At 42.8% G+C, this 15,397-nt stretch carries 13 protein-coding genes, 1 tRNA gene, 2 rRNA genes, 1 other RNA gene and 1 other annotated feature (1 of these 18 only partly in view); of the genes, 16 read left to right on the top strand and 1 reads right to left on the bottom strand.

Annotated elements, in window-relative coordinates:
* The first annotated feature begins 1 nt into the window (after position 1).
* From CEF22_RS00400 to CEF22_RS00390, 3 genes are all read left to right on the top strand, one after another.
* Positions 2 to 2,934: ribosomal RNA gene (locus tag CEF22_RS00400) — 23S ribosomal RNA — on the top strand.
* A 194-nt stretch (positions 2,935 to 3,128) separates the two neighbouring features.
* Positions 3,129 to 3,244, top strand: a 5S ribosomal RNA gene (gene rrf, locus CEF22_RS00395).
* 192 nt (positions 3,245 to 3,436) lie between these two features.
* A complete protein-coding gene (locus CEF22_RS00390) occupies positions 3,437 to 3,913 on the top strand; it encodes a glutathione peroxidase (RefSeq protein ID WP_100401280.1) in 477 nt (158 codons plus the stop codon).
* Positions 3,914 to 3,964: 51 nt separating this feature from the next.
* Here the strand turns inward: CEF22_RS00390 and CEF22_RS00385 are convergent, their stop codons facing one another.
* The gene (locus CEF22_RS00385) at positions 3,965 to 4,693 is read right to left on the bottom strand and encodes a YaaC family protein (protein WP_100401279.1); all 729 of its coding nucleotides are present in this window, start codon (positions 4,691 to 4,693) and stop codon (positions 3,965 to 3,967) included.
* 107 nt (positions 4,694 to 4,800) lie between these two features.
* Between CEF22_RS00385 and guaB the strand changes: the two genes are divergently transcribed.
* The 13 genes from guaB to CEF22_RS00320 form a co-directional block, all read left to right on the top strand.
* Positions 4,801 to 6,264, top strand: a complete 1,464-nt coding sequence (gene guaB, locus CEF22_RS00380; RefSeq protein ID WP_100401278.1) for an IMP dehydrogenase — start codon at positions 4,801 to 4,803, stop codon at positions 6,262 to 6,264.
* Positions 6,265 to 6,416: 152 nt separating this feature from the next.
* On the top strand, positions 6,417 to 7,775 hold the full coding sequence (locus tag CEF22_RS00375) for a D-alanyl-D-alanine carboxypeptidase family protein (RefSeq protein WP_232726031.1): 1,359 nt from the start codon (positions 6,417 to 6,419) through the stop codon (positions 7,773 to 7,775).
* A gap of 162 nt (positions 7,776 to 7,937) precedes the next feature.
* Positions 7,938 to 8,819 carry a pyridoxal 5'-phosphate synthase lyase subunit PdxS gene (gene pdxS, locus CEF22_RS00370; protein WP_094836671.1) on the top strand — a complete coding sequence of 294 codons (882 nt, stop codon included), beginning with the start codon at positions 7,938 to 7,940 and terminating at the stop codon, positions 8,817 to 8,819.
* An 18-nt stretch (positions 8,820 to 8,837) separates the two neighbouring features.
* Positions 8,838 to 9,425 carry a pyridoxal 5'-phosphate synthase glutaminase subunit PdxT gene (gene pdxT / locus CEF22_RS00365; protein ID WP_100401276.1) on the top strand — a complete coding sequence of 196 codons (588 nt, stop codon included), beginning with the start codon at positions 8,838 to 8,840 and terminating at the stop codon, positions 9,423 to 9,425.
* Positions 9,426 to 9,527: 102 nt separating this feature from the next.
* Positions 9,528 to 9,737 (top strand) — a binding site (T-box leader).
* 44 nt (positions 9,738 to 9,781) lie between these two features.
* Complete coding sequence (gene serS / locus CEF22_RS00360; protein ID WP_100401275.1) at positions 9,782 to 11,059, top strand: serine--tRNA ligase; 1,278 nt, start codon at positions 9,782 to 9,784, stop codon at positions 11,057 to 11,059.
* 98 nt (positions 11,060 to 11,157) lie between these two features.
* Positions 11,158 to 11,250, top strand: a tRNA-Ser gene (locus CEF22_RS00355).
* Between the two features lie 203 nt (positions 11,251 to 11,453).
* Positions 11,454 to 11,963 (top strand): tRNA adenosine(34) deaminase TadA, encoded by a 510-nt coding sequence (tadA, locus tag CEF22_RS00350; RefSeq protein WP_100403862.1) that lies wholly within the window; start codon positions 11,454 to 11,456, stop codon positions 11,961 to 11,963.
* A 92-nt stretch (positions 11,964 to 12,055) separates the two neighbouring features.
* An RNA gene (gene ffs / locus CEF22_RS00345) (signal recognition particle sRNA large type) lies at positions 12,056 to 12,320 on the top strand.
* 122 nt (positions 12,321 to 12,442) lie between these two features.
* A complete protein-coding gene (dnaX, locus tag CEF22_RS00340; protein WP_100401274.1) occupies positions 12,443 to 14,134 on the top strand; it encodes a DNA polymerase III subunit gamma/tau in 1,692 nt (563 codons plus the stop codon).
* 20 nt (positions 14,135 to 14,154) lie between these two features.
* Positions 14,155 to 14,469, top strand: a complete 315-nt coding sequence (locus CEF22_RS00335; RefSeq protein ID WP_094836667.1) for a YbaB/EbfC family nucleoid-associated protein — start codon at positions 14,155 to 14,157, stop codon at positions 14,467 to 14,469.
* A gap of 15 nt (positions 14,470 to 14,484) precedes the next feature.
* A complete protein-coding gene (gene recR / locus CEF22_RS00330; RefSeq protein WP_094836668.1) occupies positions 14,485 to 15,081 on the top strand; it encodes a recombination mediator RecR in 597 nt (198 codons plus the stop codon).
* A gap of 13 nt (positions 15,082 to 15,094) precedes the next feature.
* Positions 15,095 to 15,313 (top strand): YaaL family protein, encoded by a 219-nt coding sequence (locus CEF22_RS00325; RefSeq protein WP_100401273.1) that lies wholly within the window; start codon positions 15,095 to 15,097, stop codon positions 15,311 to 15,313.
* A gap of 59 nt (positions 15,314 to 15,372) precedes the next feature.
* Positions 15,373 to 15,397 carry the beginning of a pro-sigmaK processing inhibitor BofA family protein gene (locus CEF22_RS00320; RefSeq protein WP_232726030.1) on the top strand. It continues 239 nt past the right edge of the window, so only the first 25 of its 264 coding nucleotides appear in the window; the start codon lies at positions 15,373 to 15,375; the stop codon falls past the right edge of the window.

The raw sequence follows: 15,397 nt of genomic DNA, 5'->3' as shown, positions 1-15,397 counted from the left end.
AGGTTAAGTTAGAAAGGGCGCACGGTGGATGCCTTGGCACTAGGAGCCGATGAAGGACGGGACTAACTCCGATATGCTCCGGGGAGCTGTAAGTAAGCTTTGATCCGGAGATTTCCGAATGGGGAAACCCACTGTTCGTAATGGAACAGTATCTCTATCTGAATACATAGGATAGTTGAAGGCACACCCGGGGAACTGAAACATCTAAGTACCTGGAGGAAGAGAAAGCAAATGCGATTCCCTGAGTAGCGGCGAGCGAAACGGGAACAGCCCAAACCAGAAGGCTTGCCTTCTGGGGTTGTAGGACACTCTACACGGAGTTACAAAAGAACGGGATAGGCGAAGAGGTCTGGAAAGGCCCATCAGAGAAGGTAACAATCCTGTAACCGAAATTTCGTTCTCTCCAGAGTGGATCCTGAGTACGGCGGAACACGTGAAATTCCGTCGGAATCCGGGAGGACCATCTCCCAAGGCTAAATACTCCCTAGTGACCGATAGTGAACCAGTACCGTGAGGGAAAGGTGAAAAGCACCCCGGAAGGGGAGTGAAATAGATCCTGAAACCGTGTGCCTACAAGTAGTTAGAGCCCGTTAATGGGTGATAGCGTGCCTTTTGTAGAATGAACCGGCGAGTTACGATTTCATGCAAGGTTAAGTCAGAAAGACGGAGCCGCAGCGAAAGCGAGTCTGAATAGGGCGAATGAGTATGAGGTCGTAGACCCGAAACCAGGTGATCTACCCATGTCCAGGGTGAAGGTAAGGTAACACTTACTGGAGGCCCGAACCCACGCACGTTGAAAAGTGCGGGGATGAGGTGTGGGTAGCGGTGAAATTCCAATCGAACCTGGAGATAGCTGGTTCTCTCCGAAATAGCTTTAGGGCTAGCCTCAAGGGAAGAGTTTTGGAGGTAGAGCACTGTTTGGACTAGGGGCCCCCATCGGGTTACCGAATTCAGACAAACTCCGAATGCCAAAAACTTATCCTTGGGAGTCAGACTGCGAGTGATAAGATCCGTAGTCAAGAGGGAAACAGCCCAGACCACCAGCTAAGGTCCCAAAGTATACGTTAAGTGGAAAAGGATGTGGAGTTGCTTAGACAACCAGGATGTTGGCTTAGAAGCAGCCACCATTTAAAGAGTGCGTAATAGCTCACTGGTCGAGTGACTCTGCGCCGAAAATGTACCGGGGCTAAACGTATCACCGAAGCTGTGGATTGACATCTTAGATGTCAGTGGTAGGAGAGCGTTCTAAGGGCTGTGAAGCTAGACCGTAAGGACTGGTGGAGCGCTTAGAAGTGAGAATGCCGGTATGAGTAGCGAAAGAAGGGTGAGAATCCCTTCCACCGAATGCCTAAGGTTTCCTGAGGAAGGCTCGTCCTCTCAGGGTTAGTCGGGACCTAAGCCGAGGCCGATAGGCGTAGGCGATGGACAACAGGTTGATATTCCTGTACCACCTATTTACCATTTGAGCAATGGGGGGACGCAGGAGGATAGGGTAAGCGCGCGAATGGAAATGCGCGTCCAAGCAGTTAGGCCGATGACGAGGCAAATCCCGTCATCATCAAGGCGGAGCTGTGACGGCGAGGGAAATATAGTACCGAAGTTCCTGATTCCACACTGCCAAGAAAAGCCTCTAGCGAGGTAAAAGGTGCCCGTACCGCAAACCGACACAGGTAGGCGAGGAGAGAATCCTAAGGTGAGCGAGTGAACTCTCGTTAAGGAACTCGGCAAAATGACCCCGTAACTTCGGGAGAAGGGGTGCTCTTTGGGGTGAATAGCCCCGAGGAGCCGCAGTGAATAGGCCCAGGCGACTGTTTAGCAAAAACACAGGTCTCTGCGAAGCCGCAAGGCGAAGTATAGGGGCTGACGCCTGCCCGGTGCTGGAAGGTTAAGGGGAGCGCTTAGCGTAAGCGAAGGTGTGAACCGAAGCCCCAGTAAACGGCGGCCGTAACTATAACGGTCCTAAGGTAGCGAAATTCCTTGTCGGGTAAGTTCCGACCCGCACGAAAGGCGTAACGATCTGGGCACTGTCTCAACGAGAGACTCGGTGAAATTATAGTACCTGTGAAGATGCAGGTTACCCGCGACAGGACGGAAAGACCCCGTGGAGCTTTACTGTAGCCTGATATTGAATTTTGGCACAGCTTGTACAGGATAGGTAGGAGCCTTTGAAGCGTGAGCGCCAGCTTACGTGGAGGCGTTGGTGGGATACTACCCTGGCTGTGTTGAACTTCTAACCCGCACCCCTGATCGGGGTGGGAGACAGTGTCAGGCGGGCAGTTTGACTGGGGCGGTCGCCTCCTAAAAAGTAACGGAGGCGCCCAAAGGTTCCCTCAGAATGGTTGGAAATCATTCGCAGAGTGTAAAGGCACAAGGGAGCTTGACTGCGAGACCTACAAGTCGAGCAGGGACGAAAGTCGGGCTTAGTGATCCGGTGGTTCCGCATGGAAGGGCCATCGCTCAACGGATAAAAGCTACCCCGGGGATAACAGGCTTATCTCCCCCAAGAGTCCACATCGACGGGGAGGTTTGGCACCTCGATGTCGGCTCATCGCATCCTGGGGCTGTAGTCGGTCCCAAGGGTTGGGCTGTTCGCCCATTAAAGCGGTACGCGAGCTGGGTTCAGAACGTCGTGAGACAGTTCGGTCCCTATCCGTCGCGGGCGCAGGAAATTTGAGAGGAGCTGTCCTTAGTACGAGAGGACCGGGATGGACGCACCGCTGGTGTACCAGTTGTCTTGCCAAAGGCATCGCTGGGTAGCTATGTGCGGACGGGATAAGTGCTGAAAGCATCTAAGCATGAAGCCCCCCTCAAGATGAGATTTCCCATAGCGCAAGCTAGTAAGATCCCTGAAAGATGATCAGGTAGATAGGTTCGAGGTGGAAGCGTGGCGACACGTGGAGCTGACGAATACTAATCGATCGAGGACTTAACCAATAAAGCAGAGGCAACTGTTCAGACATGACAAGCAAATGTTCTGGCGCTGCAAAGACGTTAGTCTTGTAAGCGACAGGTTATTTGACTCGAATGTCTAGGAGCCGGAGCTAGAAATAGATACACCAATAGGCGATTTGCAAGGTTACAATACTTATTATCCAGTTTTGAAAGAACAATTCTTTCAAACTTCATAGTCTGGTGGCGATAGCGAAGAGGTCACACCCGTTCCCATACCGAACACGGAAGTTAAGCTCTTCAGCGCCGATGGTAGTTGGGGGTTTCCCCCTGTGAGAGTAGGACGTTGCCAGGCACTAACAAAAAGAACAGCTCAGGCTGTTCTTTTTTTGTATGTATAGAGTTTCTGACCGTCTAATTCAAGTATAGTAGGCAAGCAACTAGCTAAAATGTCACCGCCATTCATTTAACGCTTTCTTTTTGCCATTTGTGTGAGTAACAAGATACAATGAAAAAAAGAACCTAAATACAAGAGGAGGAGCGTACGATGGAATCTATTTATGATATTCAAGTAACAAAACCAAGTGGTGAATCGGTTTATCTGTCTGATTATAAAGGCCAGGTATTATTAATTGTAAACACTGCTAGTAAGTGCGGCTTTACCCCTCAATTTACAGAGCTACAAGCACTTTATGAAAAGTATAAAGAGCAAGGGTTCACTGTGCTGGGTTTTCCGAGTGATCAGTTTATGAATCAAGAGTTTGCTGAAAATGATCAAATTATGGAGTTTTGCAAAGTAAACTATGGAGTATCTTTCCCGATGTTTGCGAAAACGGAAGTGAAGGGTGCTAATGTTACCCCTTTATTTCAATTTTTGACGAAAGAGCAGTCGGGATTATTGACTGGGAGTATTAAATGGAATTTCACTAAGTTTTTAGTGAATAGAGAAGGGGAAGTAGTTGATCGTTATGCTCCGCAAACAAGCCCTTCTAAAGTGGAAGGCGACATTCAGAAGCTATTATAAACATTGAGGTTGATTCAATGGCAGCCACTAATTTATGGCTCATGAATCAACCTAATTTTCGTTTGTTCGTAAATAGTCTGCGATTAATAAAGGCATTTTATGAATAGAAATAGTTAAAAATTGTTTGATAAATGGATATTCTTCACCAGGCATAAGCTTAAGTAATTCGTACCACCACTCTATTTCGTAACGAGCAATCATGCTTAAGTTATAGAGTAGAGCATAATAAATGATTAATTCTGAATAAAGAGGGCTCTCTTCTTTTTTTTCTCGTGTTGGTGTAAGTCCATCATGTTGAAAAAAAAGGAAAGATAGCTCAGGAATTTGCTTTAACAAGGTTTTCATCTTTAATTTCGTTCCCTCTACATGTGTTACATGGAACATTTTTTCGCTAAAATGAATGAAGAGACCATGTCGTTGCACTTTGACTTCATCTTGAAAGAAATGATAATTTTGTTTTTTCTTTTTTCGAGAAGACAGTCCGTGAGCAAGAACCTGAACGGAAGCTGGATAAAAGGGGTCTGTGGTCATCACACAAGCTTTTAATAAGTGGCTTAGTCCGTAAAACGCCAGCACAGGTTGAATGGCAACAGGAGAGTGTTGGGCCTGTTTTAAAAATAGCTCTCCATGTTCCAAACAGTAAATAAAACGGTCACAGTTATCATAAGCATATTGTTCTGCCTGCTTAATATCAGCTGTTTTATATCTGGTTTGCAAGAAAGATTTAGCTCTTGGTACACTGTAATAAGAGAGTAAAGGGTCTTTTTGAAAATGAAACATGATAACCTCCGAATTTTCTAAAAAGTCTAACATCTACTACATGTCTTGACAGTATATTACCCAATTGATAACCTACTAATAATATTTTCGACTAGGAGGCTTAAAAAATGTGGGAAAATAAGTTTTCAAAGGAAGGCTTAACTTTTGATGATGTACTATTAGTACCTGCTAAATCTGATGTTCTTCCAAAAGATGTAAGCTTACAAACGACGCTTACTGAGACATTGAAATTAAATATTCCTATGATCAGTGCTGGAATGGATACTGTAACGGAAGCAGATATGGCGATTGGAATGGCGCGTCAAGGTGGTCTTGGGATTATTCATAAAAATATGAGCGTTGAGCAGCAAGCAGAGCAAGTGGATAAAGTAAAGCGCTCAGAAAGTGGCGTTATTACAGATCCTTTCTTTTTAACGCCAGATCATCAAGTATTTGATGCTGAGCATTTAATGGGCAAATATCGTATCTCTGGTGTTCCAATTGTAAATAACGAAGACGAACAAAAGCTTGTCGGTATTTTAACAAACCGCGATCTTCGTTTTATTCAAGATTATTCAATTTCAATTAATGATGTAATGACGAAAGAGAATCTTGTGACTGCGCCAGTTGGAACAACATTAGAAGAGGCAGAAAATATTCTTCAAAAGTATAAAATTGAAAAGCTTCCACTAGTCGATAGTCAAGGTGTGTTACAAGGCTTGATTACGATTAAAGACATTGAAAAAGTGATCGAGTTCCCTAACTCAGCAAAAGATAGCCAAGGACGTCTTTTAGTTGGTGCTGCAGTTGGTGTAACAACTGACACGATGAAACGTATTGAAATGCTTGTAAAAGCGCATGTCGATGTTATTGTCGTAGATACAGCTCATGGACATTCTAGAGGTGTTATTGAGACGGTAAAGGAAATTCGCGCGGCTTATCCTGAATTAAATATTATTGCCGGTAATGTGGCGACAGCAGAAGCAACGAGAGCATTAATCGAAGCTGGAGCAGATGTAGTGAAAGTAGGGATTGGGCCTGGTTCTATTTGTACGACTCGTGTAGTTGCAGGTGTAGGTGTACCTCAAATTACAGCAGTTTACGATTGTGCCACAGAAGCTCGTAAACACGGCAAAGCGATCATTGCCGATGGTGGGATTAAATATTCAGGAGACATCGTTAAGGCGCTTGCAGCGGGTGGACATGCCGTTATGCTTGGAAGCTTGCTAGCAGGTACATCAGAAAGTCCTGGAGCAACGGAAATTTACCAAGGCAGACGTTTTAAAGTATATCGTGGTATGGGTTCTGTTGGAGCAATGGAAAAAGGATCAAAAGATCGTTATTTCCAAGAAGATGCGAAGAAATTCGTTCCTGAAGGGATTGAAGGCCGCATTCCTTATAAAGGACCAATTTCAGATACGTTATATCAATTAGTCGGTGGATTACGTGCGGGTATGGGCTACTGTGGAACGAAAGATATTACAGATCTTCGTGAAAACGCTCAGTTCATTCGTATGACAGGTGCAGGCTTAAGAGAAAGCCATCCTCATGATGTACAAATTACGAAAGAAGCACCAAACTATTCTTTATAATAAAAAGCAAACAGACTGTATGAAGAGAGCCTCTCTTTATACAGTCTGTTTTTTCATTTTAATGGAAATATATACGAAGATTCTCGTCTATATTTATAAAAGTTATTTATGTTACAATAACGAAAGTGAAATAAAAGATGGAGGGCTTATCAGTGAGGAGTAAAAAGTTTAATCAGTATGTGGCAATGCTACTAAGTTTTCTGTTAGTGGCGAGTCTATGGCTACCGACACAAACCGTTCAAGCAGAAGAAACAATGAAAGTGAATGCTAGTGCTGCTATTTTAATAGATGGGGAGACTGGTCAAATACTATTTGAACAAAATCCGGATCAATTATTAGGAATTGCTAGTATGACGAAAATGATGACGGAATATTTATTGCTTGAAGCAATAAATGAAAAAAAAGTCACTTGGGACCAAACATATACAGTTAGTGAATATGCGTATAAAGTTTCGCAAGATCGTAGTTTATCCAATGTGCCTCTTCGTTTAGGCGAAACATACAATGTTCGGGAATTGTATGAGGCGATGACTATTTATTCAGCGAATGGAGCAGCGATTGCTATTGCAGAAGTGATTGCTGGTTCTGAAACTGAATTCGTTAAATTAATGAATAACAAAGCAAAGAAACTTGGTTTAAAAGAGTATAAATTTGTCAATTCATCTGGTCTTTCGAACAGCGATTTAAAAGGCATGCATCCAAAGTCAGGTACTCCTAAAGATGAAAATTTACTGTCAGCAAGAGCGACAGCTAAACTAGCTTATGAATTACTGCAAGACTATCCAGAAGTATTAGAAACGGCTAGCATTCCGAAGAAGAGCTTCCGTGAAGGGACAACTGATGAAATCAAAATGTCCAATTGGAATTGGATGCTACCTTCTTTATTGTTCGGTTATGAGGGTATGAAAGGATTAAAAACAGGTACAACAGACTTTGCGGGATATTGCTTCACTGGAACAGCAGAACGTGGTGAACGAAAATTGATCTCGGTTGTTATGAATGCGACAGATGCATCAGGAAAAGGAAGTCCTAATGCACGCTTTGCTGAAACGAAGAAACTACTTGATTATGGGTTTGATCAATTTGAGCAAAAAGAGGTCGTTAAGAAGGGATATCAAGTAAAAGGGCAAGAAACGGTAGAGGTTCCTAAAGGAAAATCTAAACAAGTAGCGATTCAAACAGAAACTCCGTTAGTCCTTAATGTGAAAAAAGTAGAAAACACGAAATATAAATATGATGTAGAGTATAATCGTTCGGTTTTGAATGAAGAAAATCAACTCGAAGCACCTGTGAAAAAAGGTGAAGTGGTTGGGTTTTTATCTGTTATCCCTGAGAACGGAGAACAGGTAAAATACTTAACTCCACAAGAGGAAAAACAAGCAAAAGCACCGGTTGTAGCTAAAGAAACAGTGGAAAAAGCAAATTGGTTTGTTTTATCGGTGAGAGCGATCGGAAGCTTTTTCTCCGGGGCTTGGAGCGGATTGGTTGATACGATAACTGGTTGGTTTTAATAAAAAATCACCTTCTGATCTTGACAGAAGGTGATTTTTCGTGTTTATTAATATTCAAGGAAAAAATAAAATGTTTAGATTAATTTTAATAATTTGTTTTTTAATCAAATTTTATTTTTAACGAAAAATACATATAACCAAAAGGTATGGGAGGAAAATCAAATGAATACAGGTACAGATCGTGTAAAGCGTGGAATGGCAGAAATGCAAAAGGGCGGCGTCATTATGGACGTTATCAATGCAGAGCAAGCGAAAATTGCAGAGGAAGCTGGCGCGGTAGCTGTTATGGCTCTTGAGCGTGTTCCGTCTGATATTCGTGCAGCAGGTGGCGTATCACGTATGGCTGATCCTCGTATCGTTGAGGAAGTTATGAATGCTGTGTCTATTCCGGTAATGGCAAAAGCTCGTATTGGTCATATTGTTGAAGCGCGTGTATTAGAAGCAATGGGCGTTGATTACATCGATGAGAGTGAAGTGTTAACTCCAGCGGATGAAGAGTACCATTTACTAAAAAGCGATTTCACAGTTCCGTTCGTTTGTGGATGTCGTGATCTTGGGGAAGCAGCTCGTCGTATCGGTGAAGGCGCTTCAATGTTAAGAACGAAAGGTGAACCAGGAACAGGAAATATCGTTGAAGCGGTTCGTCATATTCGTCAAGTAAATGCACAAGTACGTAAAGTTGTGAATATGAACGAAGATGAGTTGATGACGGAAGCGAAATTGCTTGGTGCGCCATTTGAACTGCTTATGCAAATTAAACGTGAAGGTCGTTTGCCGGTTGTTAACTTTGCAGCAGGTGGCGTAGCGACACCAGCGGATGCTGCTCTAATGATGCAACTTGGTGCAGACGGTGTATTCGTAGGTTCTGGAATTTTTAAATCGGACAACCCAGCTAAATTTGCTCGTGCAATTGTAGAAGCAACGACACATTACCAAGACTACAAATTAATTGCGGAGCTTTCTAAAGATCTTGGTACAGCGATGAAAGGCATCGAAATTTCTACCCTTTCTCCTGACCAACGTATGCAAGAACGCGGCTGGTAATTAAAGGAGCGAGACATCATGGTGAAAATCGGAGTATTAGGTTTGCAAGGAGCAGTTCGCGAACATGTTCGTTCAATTGAAGCATCAGGTGCTGAAGCAGTTGTTGTGAAAAAAGTAGAGCAACTAGAAGAATTGGATGGATTGATTCTTCCGGGCGGCGAAAGCACAACGATGCGCCGGCTAGTAGATTTATATGGATTTATGGAGCCACTTAGAGAATTTGGTCGCCAAGGAAAACCGATGTTTGGTACTTGTGCTGGTTTGATTATGTTAGCGAAAGAAATTATTGGCTACGACGAACCGCATATCGGCTTAATGGATATTACGGTGGAGCGAAACTCTTTTGGTCGTCAAAAAGAAAGCTTTGAAGCAGACCTAGAAATTAAAGGTGTGACGGATTCATACACAGCGGTCTTTATTCGGGCACCACATATCGTATCGGTTGGAGCGGAAACGGAAATCTTAGCCCAATGTGATGGTCGTATCGTAGCGGCTAAAGATCGTAACTTCTTAGGTTGCTCATTCCATCCAGAATTAACAGATGATCATAGCATCACTCGTTATTTTGTCGATATGGTCGAGCAAGCGAAGAAAGTACAAATATAGAAAATAAGTGCGGGAGAGAGGTTCTCTTCCGTGTTTTTTTTCTTTCGGAAGAACACTTGCACTGTAATCTTGAATATAGTACATTGTAAGTGTAAATCATATAGTAAATCGATGAGAGGAAGCAGTAACAAGCTGTTCGTTCTTCAGAGAGCCGGTGGTTGGTGAGAATCGGTGAAAGGCACTTGTGAATCCGTCCTCGAGTGAAATGCTGAACGTTTAAAGTAGGCATTTACGGTAGAAACCGTTATTTTTTCGAGTGGAAAGCATTTGCTTTCAACTAGGGTGGCAACGCGGGTTAAACTCGTCCCTTTTTCAGGGACGAGTTTTTTGTGTTCAAAAAATAAGGAGGAATCATTATGTTAGACATTAAATATTTACGTACTCATTTTGAAGAAGTGAAAAATCGTTTGCAACATCGTGGTGAAGATTTATCTGCTTTTGATAATTTTGAGCAGTTAGATCAAAAGCGTCGTGAATTGCTTGTGGAGACAGAAGAATTGAAAAGCAAGCGTAACAGCGTGTCTCAACAAGTGGCGCAGTTAAAGCGTGAAAAGCAAGATGCAGATGCGCTCATTAAAGAAATGCGTGAAGTGGGCGATCGCATTAAAGAACTAGATGAGAGCTTAAAGCAAGTGGAAGATGAGTTAAACGGTCTTCTATTAACGATCCCGAACATCCCTCATGAAAGCGTGCCGGTTGGGGAAACAGAAGATGATAATGTCGAAGCGCGTCAATGGGGAGAAATCCCGCAATTTGATTTTGAAGCGAAGCCGCACTGGGATGTAGCAGGGGACTTAGGAATTCTCGATTTTGAGCGTGCGGGTAAAGTAACGGGTAGCCGCTTTGTATTTTATAAAGGAATGGGAGCTAAGCTTGAGCGTGCTTTAATTAGCTTTATGTTAGATCTTCATTCAGAAGAGCATGGCTATGAAGAGATGCTACCACCTTACATGGTGAATCGTACGAGCATGACAGGAACAGGACAATTACCGAAGTTTGAAGAAGATGCGTTTTTAATTAAAGAAGAAGATTACTTCCTTATTCCAACAGCGGAAGTACCGGTAACAAACTATCATCGCGATGAGATTTTGGATGCTGAGCAGTTGCCTGTTGCTTATGCGGCATATAGTGCTTGCTTCCGCTCTGAAGCAGGCTCTGCTGGTCGCGACACACGCGGTCTTATTCGTCAGCATCAATTTAATAAAGTCGAATTAGTTCGCTTCGTGAAGCCGGAAGATTCTTATCAAGAGCTAGAAAAATTAACAGGCCACGCGGAGAAAGTATTGCAATTGTTGGGATTGCCATATCGCGTAATGAGCATGTGTACGGCTGATCTAGGATTCACAGCGGCGAAAAAATATGATATCGAAGTGTGGATTCCAAGCTACGACACATACCGTGAAATTTCTTCTTGCAGTAACTTTGAAGCGTTCCAAGCACGCCGAGCGAATATTCGTTTCCGTCGTGAGAAAAATGGCAAGCCAGAGCATGTTCATACATTGAATGGATCTGGTTTGGCGATCGGTCGAACAGTGGCTGCTATTTTGGAGAATTATCAGCAGGAAGATGGCAGTGTGATGATTCCGGAAGTGTTAAGACCTTATATAGGTGGAAAAGAAAAGATTTCAAATTAATAAGTGAAACGACAGGAGGGAGGGTCTCTCCTGTCGTTTTTTTAAAAATAATATTGACATACTAAATAGCAGTGTGATAAATTAAATCTTGTCGATACGGAGGAATACCCAAGTCCGGCTGAAGGGATCGGTCTTGAAAACCGACAGGCGGGTTAAACCGCGCGGGGGTTCGAATCCCTCTTCCTCCGCCATTATTGATTAACAAACGCATATAAATTGGAGATTTTAAAATCCGCTGCTTACAGGCAGCGGATTTTTTTATTTGCTCCTAATAATAAAAAAATCTTGTACTATGTAGTTACAGTGTTCTTGTATAATGAAGGAACTCTAGGAGATGATGGAGATCATACTTAGTCAGCCACTAATGTTATTTTTTCAAGAAGGAGCATTTAAAATGGAATATAATGATACACACTATATGCAACTAGCTCTTGAAGAAGCGAAAAAAGCGGGGGAACTGGGAGAGGTACCGATTGGAGCGGTCGTTGTGTATGAAGGGGAAGTGATCGCGTCTGCTTATAATTTACGAGAAACGACTCAAAATGCGGTCACTCATGCGGAATTGTTGGCCATTGAGAAAGCGTGTGAAAAGTTGGGGACTTGGAGGCTTGAAGGAGCAGAGCTTTATGTCACTTTAGAGCCGTGTCCAATGTGCAGTGGCGCGATTATTTTATCCCGGATTAAACGTGTCGTTTACGGAGCGAAGGATCCAAAAGCAGGCTGTGCAGGAACATTGATGAACTTGCTTGAAGACACTCGTTTTAACCACCAAAGTGAAGTGGTCTCAGGTGTTCTTGAAGAAGAGTGTGGCCAAATACTAACTACTTTTTTTAAAGAGCTACGCGAGCGGAAGAAAGCAGAGAAACAGAAGAGTAAGGTAGAAAAAGGAAGTTCCCTTTCTTAGACTATTTATTGCTTTTTTATCTTCAACGCTGTATACTGTTATTTGTGTCAGATAATTTAAGATCAGACACCTTAACATTGGTATCAATTTTGCCGTGCTAGGTGGGGAGGTAGCGGTGCCCTGTACTCGCAATCCGCTCTAGCGAGACTGAATCCCTTCCCGAGGCTGTCATACTGTAGGGTCTGCCTTAAGTAAGTGGTGTTGACGTCCGGGTCCTGCGCAATGGGAACCCATGAACCATGTCAGGTCCGGAAGGAAGCAGCATTAAGTGGACTCTCTCATGTGCCGCGGGGCAACCTGGATCGAGCTAACTGCTTAAGTAACGCTTATGGTTGGCTGTCGAAGGAAGGTGCACGGCAGTTATATACAATAAAGAACACTCATCCTTTTAGGGTGAGTTTTTTTGTTTGTTTTGTAAAAATAAATTTTTATCAGTTATAATAGAAGAAGATAAAGACTGGAGAAAAAGGGGGGAGAATATGAGCTATCAGGCGTTATATCGCGTGTGGAGGCCGCAAAATTTTATCGATGTTGTCGGTCAAGAGCATGTGACCAAAACATTGCAAAATGCCCTCCTTCAACAAAAGATCTCGCATGCTTATTTATTTTCCGGTCCGCGGGGGACGGGAAAGACGAGTGCTGCGAAAATTTTGGCGAAAGCGGTTAACTGTGAACAGGCCCCAACGGATGAACCTTGTAATCAATGTGCATCTTGCCGAGGAATTACTGATGGGTCTATTCAAGATGTGATTGAAATTGATGCGGCCTCGAACAATGGAGTAGATGAAATTAGAGATATTCGCGACAAAGTGAAATATGCGCCAAGCGTCGCTGAATATAAAGTCTATATCATTGATGAGGTTCATATGCTGTCTATTGGAGCATTTAACGCTTTGTTAAAGACGTTAGAGGAACCGCCAAAGCACGTCATTTTTATTTTAGCGACAACGGAACCTCATAAGATCCCATTGACGATTATTTCTAGGTGTCAACGTTTTGATTTCAAGCGAATCACCTCACAGGCGATTGTTGGTCGGATGGAACTGATTATGAAAGAAAGTGATCTTGAATATGAGGAGAAAGTTCTTCCGATTATCGCTCGAGCGGCTGAAGGAGGTATGCGTGATGCCCTTAGCTTGCTTGATCAAGCAGTCTCTTACAGTGGAAATGTGTTAACGGAAGAGGACGCATTAACTGTAACTGGTGCTGTCGGACAGGAAATGTTAAATCATTTAGCTGAGGCCGTATATGAAAAAAATGCGCCTGAAGCACTGGTTGTTTTGGAAAAGCTGTTACTGCAAGGGAAAGATCCGTCCCGGTTTGCGGAAGATTTTGTTTTATATTTTCGGGATATGCTACTTTACAAAACTGCGCCTACCCTTGAGGAATCACTAGAAAGAGTGTTAATTGATGCTGTTTTTATTTCCATTTCTGAAAAAATGGAGTTAGAGAAAATTTATGAATACATTCATGTGTTAAATCAAACTCAGCAGGAAATGAAATTTAGCAATCATGCTCGAATTTATTTAGAAGTGGCTTTAGTGAAAATGTGTCAAGCAGAAGCAACAGTGAAAGCAACAAGTTTACCGGAAATGAATACATTGCTTGAAAGGATCGCAACGCTTGAAAGAGAATTGCAACAGCTTCGGAGCCAACCAGTACAAGCGGCAACTCAAGCCGAGACGCAGTCTCCTTCTAAGCGAGCGAACCGTTCTTCTAAAGCCTTTAAAGCACCGGTGGCTAAAATTGAAAAAGTGTTAGCGGAAGCAACAAAGCAAGATGTTCAATTAATTAAAAGTCGTTGGGGAGATATGTTAAACTATCTTCATCAGCGTCAAATGAGATCGCAAGCTGCGTTACTTAATGATGCAGAGCCTGTAGCTGCCTCTCCGGGTGCATTCGTGTTAAAATTCAAATATGAAATTCATTGTCAGATGGCCACTGAAAACAACGTGTTTATGGATTCCATCTCTTCTATTTTACAAGAGTTAACAGGGAACCTTTATCAGCCGATTGGTGTTCCTGAGGATACATGGTTATCCATTAGACAAAATTTCATTAAGACGCAAAAGGAAGACGGTCACGAACAGGCAGAGCAACCTGAAGGAGATCTTCTCATTTCGGAAGCACTTAAGCTTGTGGGAGAAGAACTGCTCGAAATTAAAGACTAATTACTAGGAGGATGAAAAGTATGCGTGGTATGGGAAATATGCAAAACATGATGAAGCAAATGCAAAAAATGCAAAAGAAGATGGCGGAAGCGCAAGAGGAGCTTTCAACAAAACAATTTGAAGGAACAGCTGGTGGCGGTATGGTAACGGTTGTTATGTCCGGTCAAAAGCAAGTGCTTGACGTGCAAATTAAAGAAGAAGTGGTTGACCCTGAAGATGTGGAAATGCTACAAGATTTAGTGCTTGCGGCGACAAATGATGCTCTGAAAAAAGTAGATGATGAAACAAACTCTACAATGGGCCAGTTCACAAAAGGGATGAACCTTCCGTTCTAGGAGGCGTATGATCATATGTATTATCCGGAACCGATAACAAAGCTGATCGACAGCTTTATGAAATTGCCAGGCATCGGGCCAAAAACTGCCGCTCGTCTGGCATTTTTTGTTCTCGATATGAAAGAAGAAGATGTGCTCGATTTTGCCAAATCACTCGTCAATGCTAAACGAGATCTTGGTTATTGCTCTGTTTGTGGACATATTACCGACCAAGATCCTTGTGCCATTTGTGCGGACGAACGCCGCGACCGCAGCGTAGTTTGTGTCGTTCAAGATCCGAAAGATGTCATTGCTATGGAGAAAATGAAAGAGTTTAATGGTTTGTATCATGTGCTTCAAGGAGCCATCTCTCCTATGGAAGGAATCGGACCTGAGGATATTAACATACCCGATTTATTAAAGCGGCTACAGGACGAAACGATTCGTGAAGTGATTCTTGCTACTAACCCTAATATTGAGGGAGAAGCGACAGCGATGTATATTTCACGCTTATTAAAACCGTCAGGCATTCGAGTCACTCGCATAGCTCATGGCTTGCCAGTCGGTGGAGATCTTGAATATGCGGATGAAGTGACGCTTTCAAAAGCACTAGAAGGTAGAAGAGAAGTATAGGAAGGGGATCTTCATGTTTTTTAGAAAAAAAAATAAGCTGAAGAACTCACACGACGAGAATTTAATGCAACTATTAGAGCAATCTAAGCAGGAATGGTTTAAGCATCGAGAATTATTAAGACTTAGCTTTGAACATAATGAAGAACTAGTTGCTCAAACGAAGACTCACGAAGCAAAGTATTTCTTTTTATTTCGTGAAGTCAGAAAAAGAAATATTCGCATAAACAACTAACAGGTCTCATATTCTTTATTTAAGGGACAACCTTATTTAAAGAATAGGAGAGGATTTATGTGTATATAGCTGGGGGCATTATTG

The sequence above is a fragment of the Bacillus sp. FJAT-42315 genome (assembly GCF_002797375.1).
Classification (GTDB): domain Bacteria; phylum Bacillota; class Bacilli; order Bacillales; family Domibacillaceae; genus Bacillus_CE.
The sequence above is the reverse complement of the archived record's forward strand: the minus strand, read 5'-3'. Positions and strand labels throughout refer to the sequence as shown.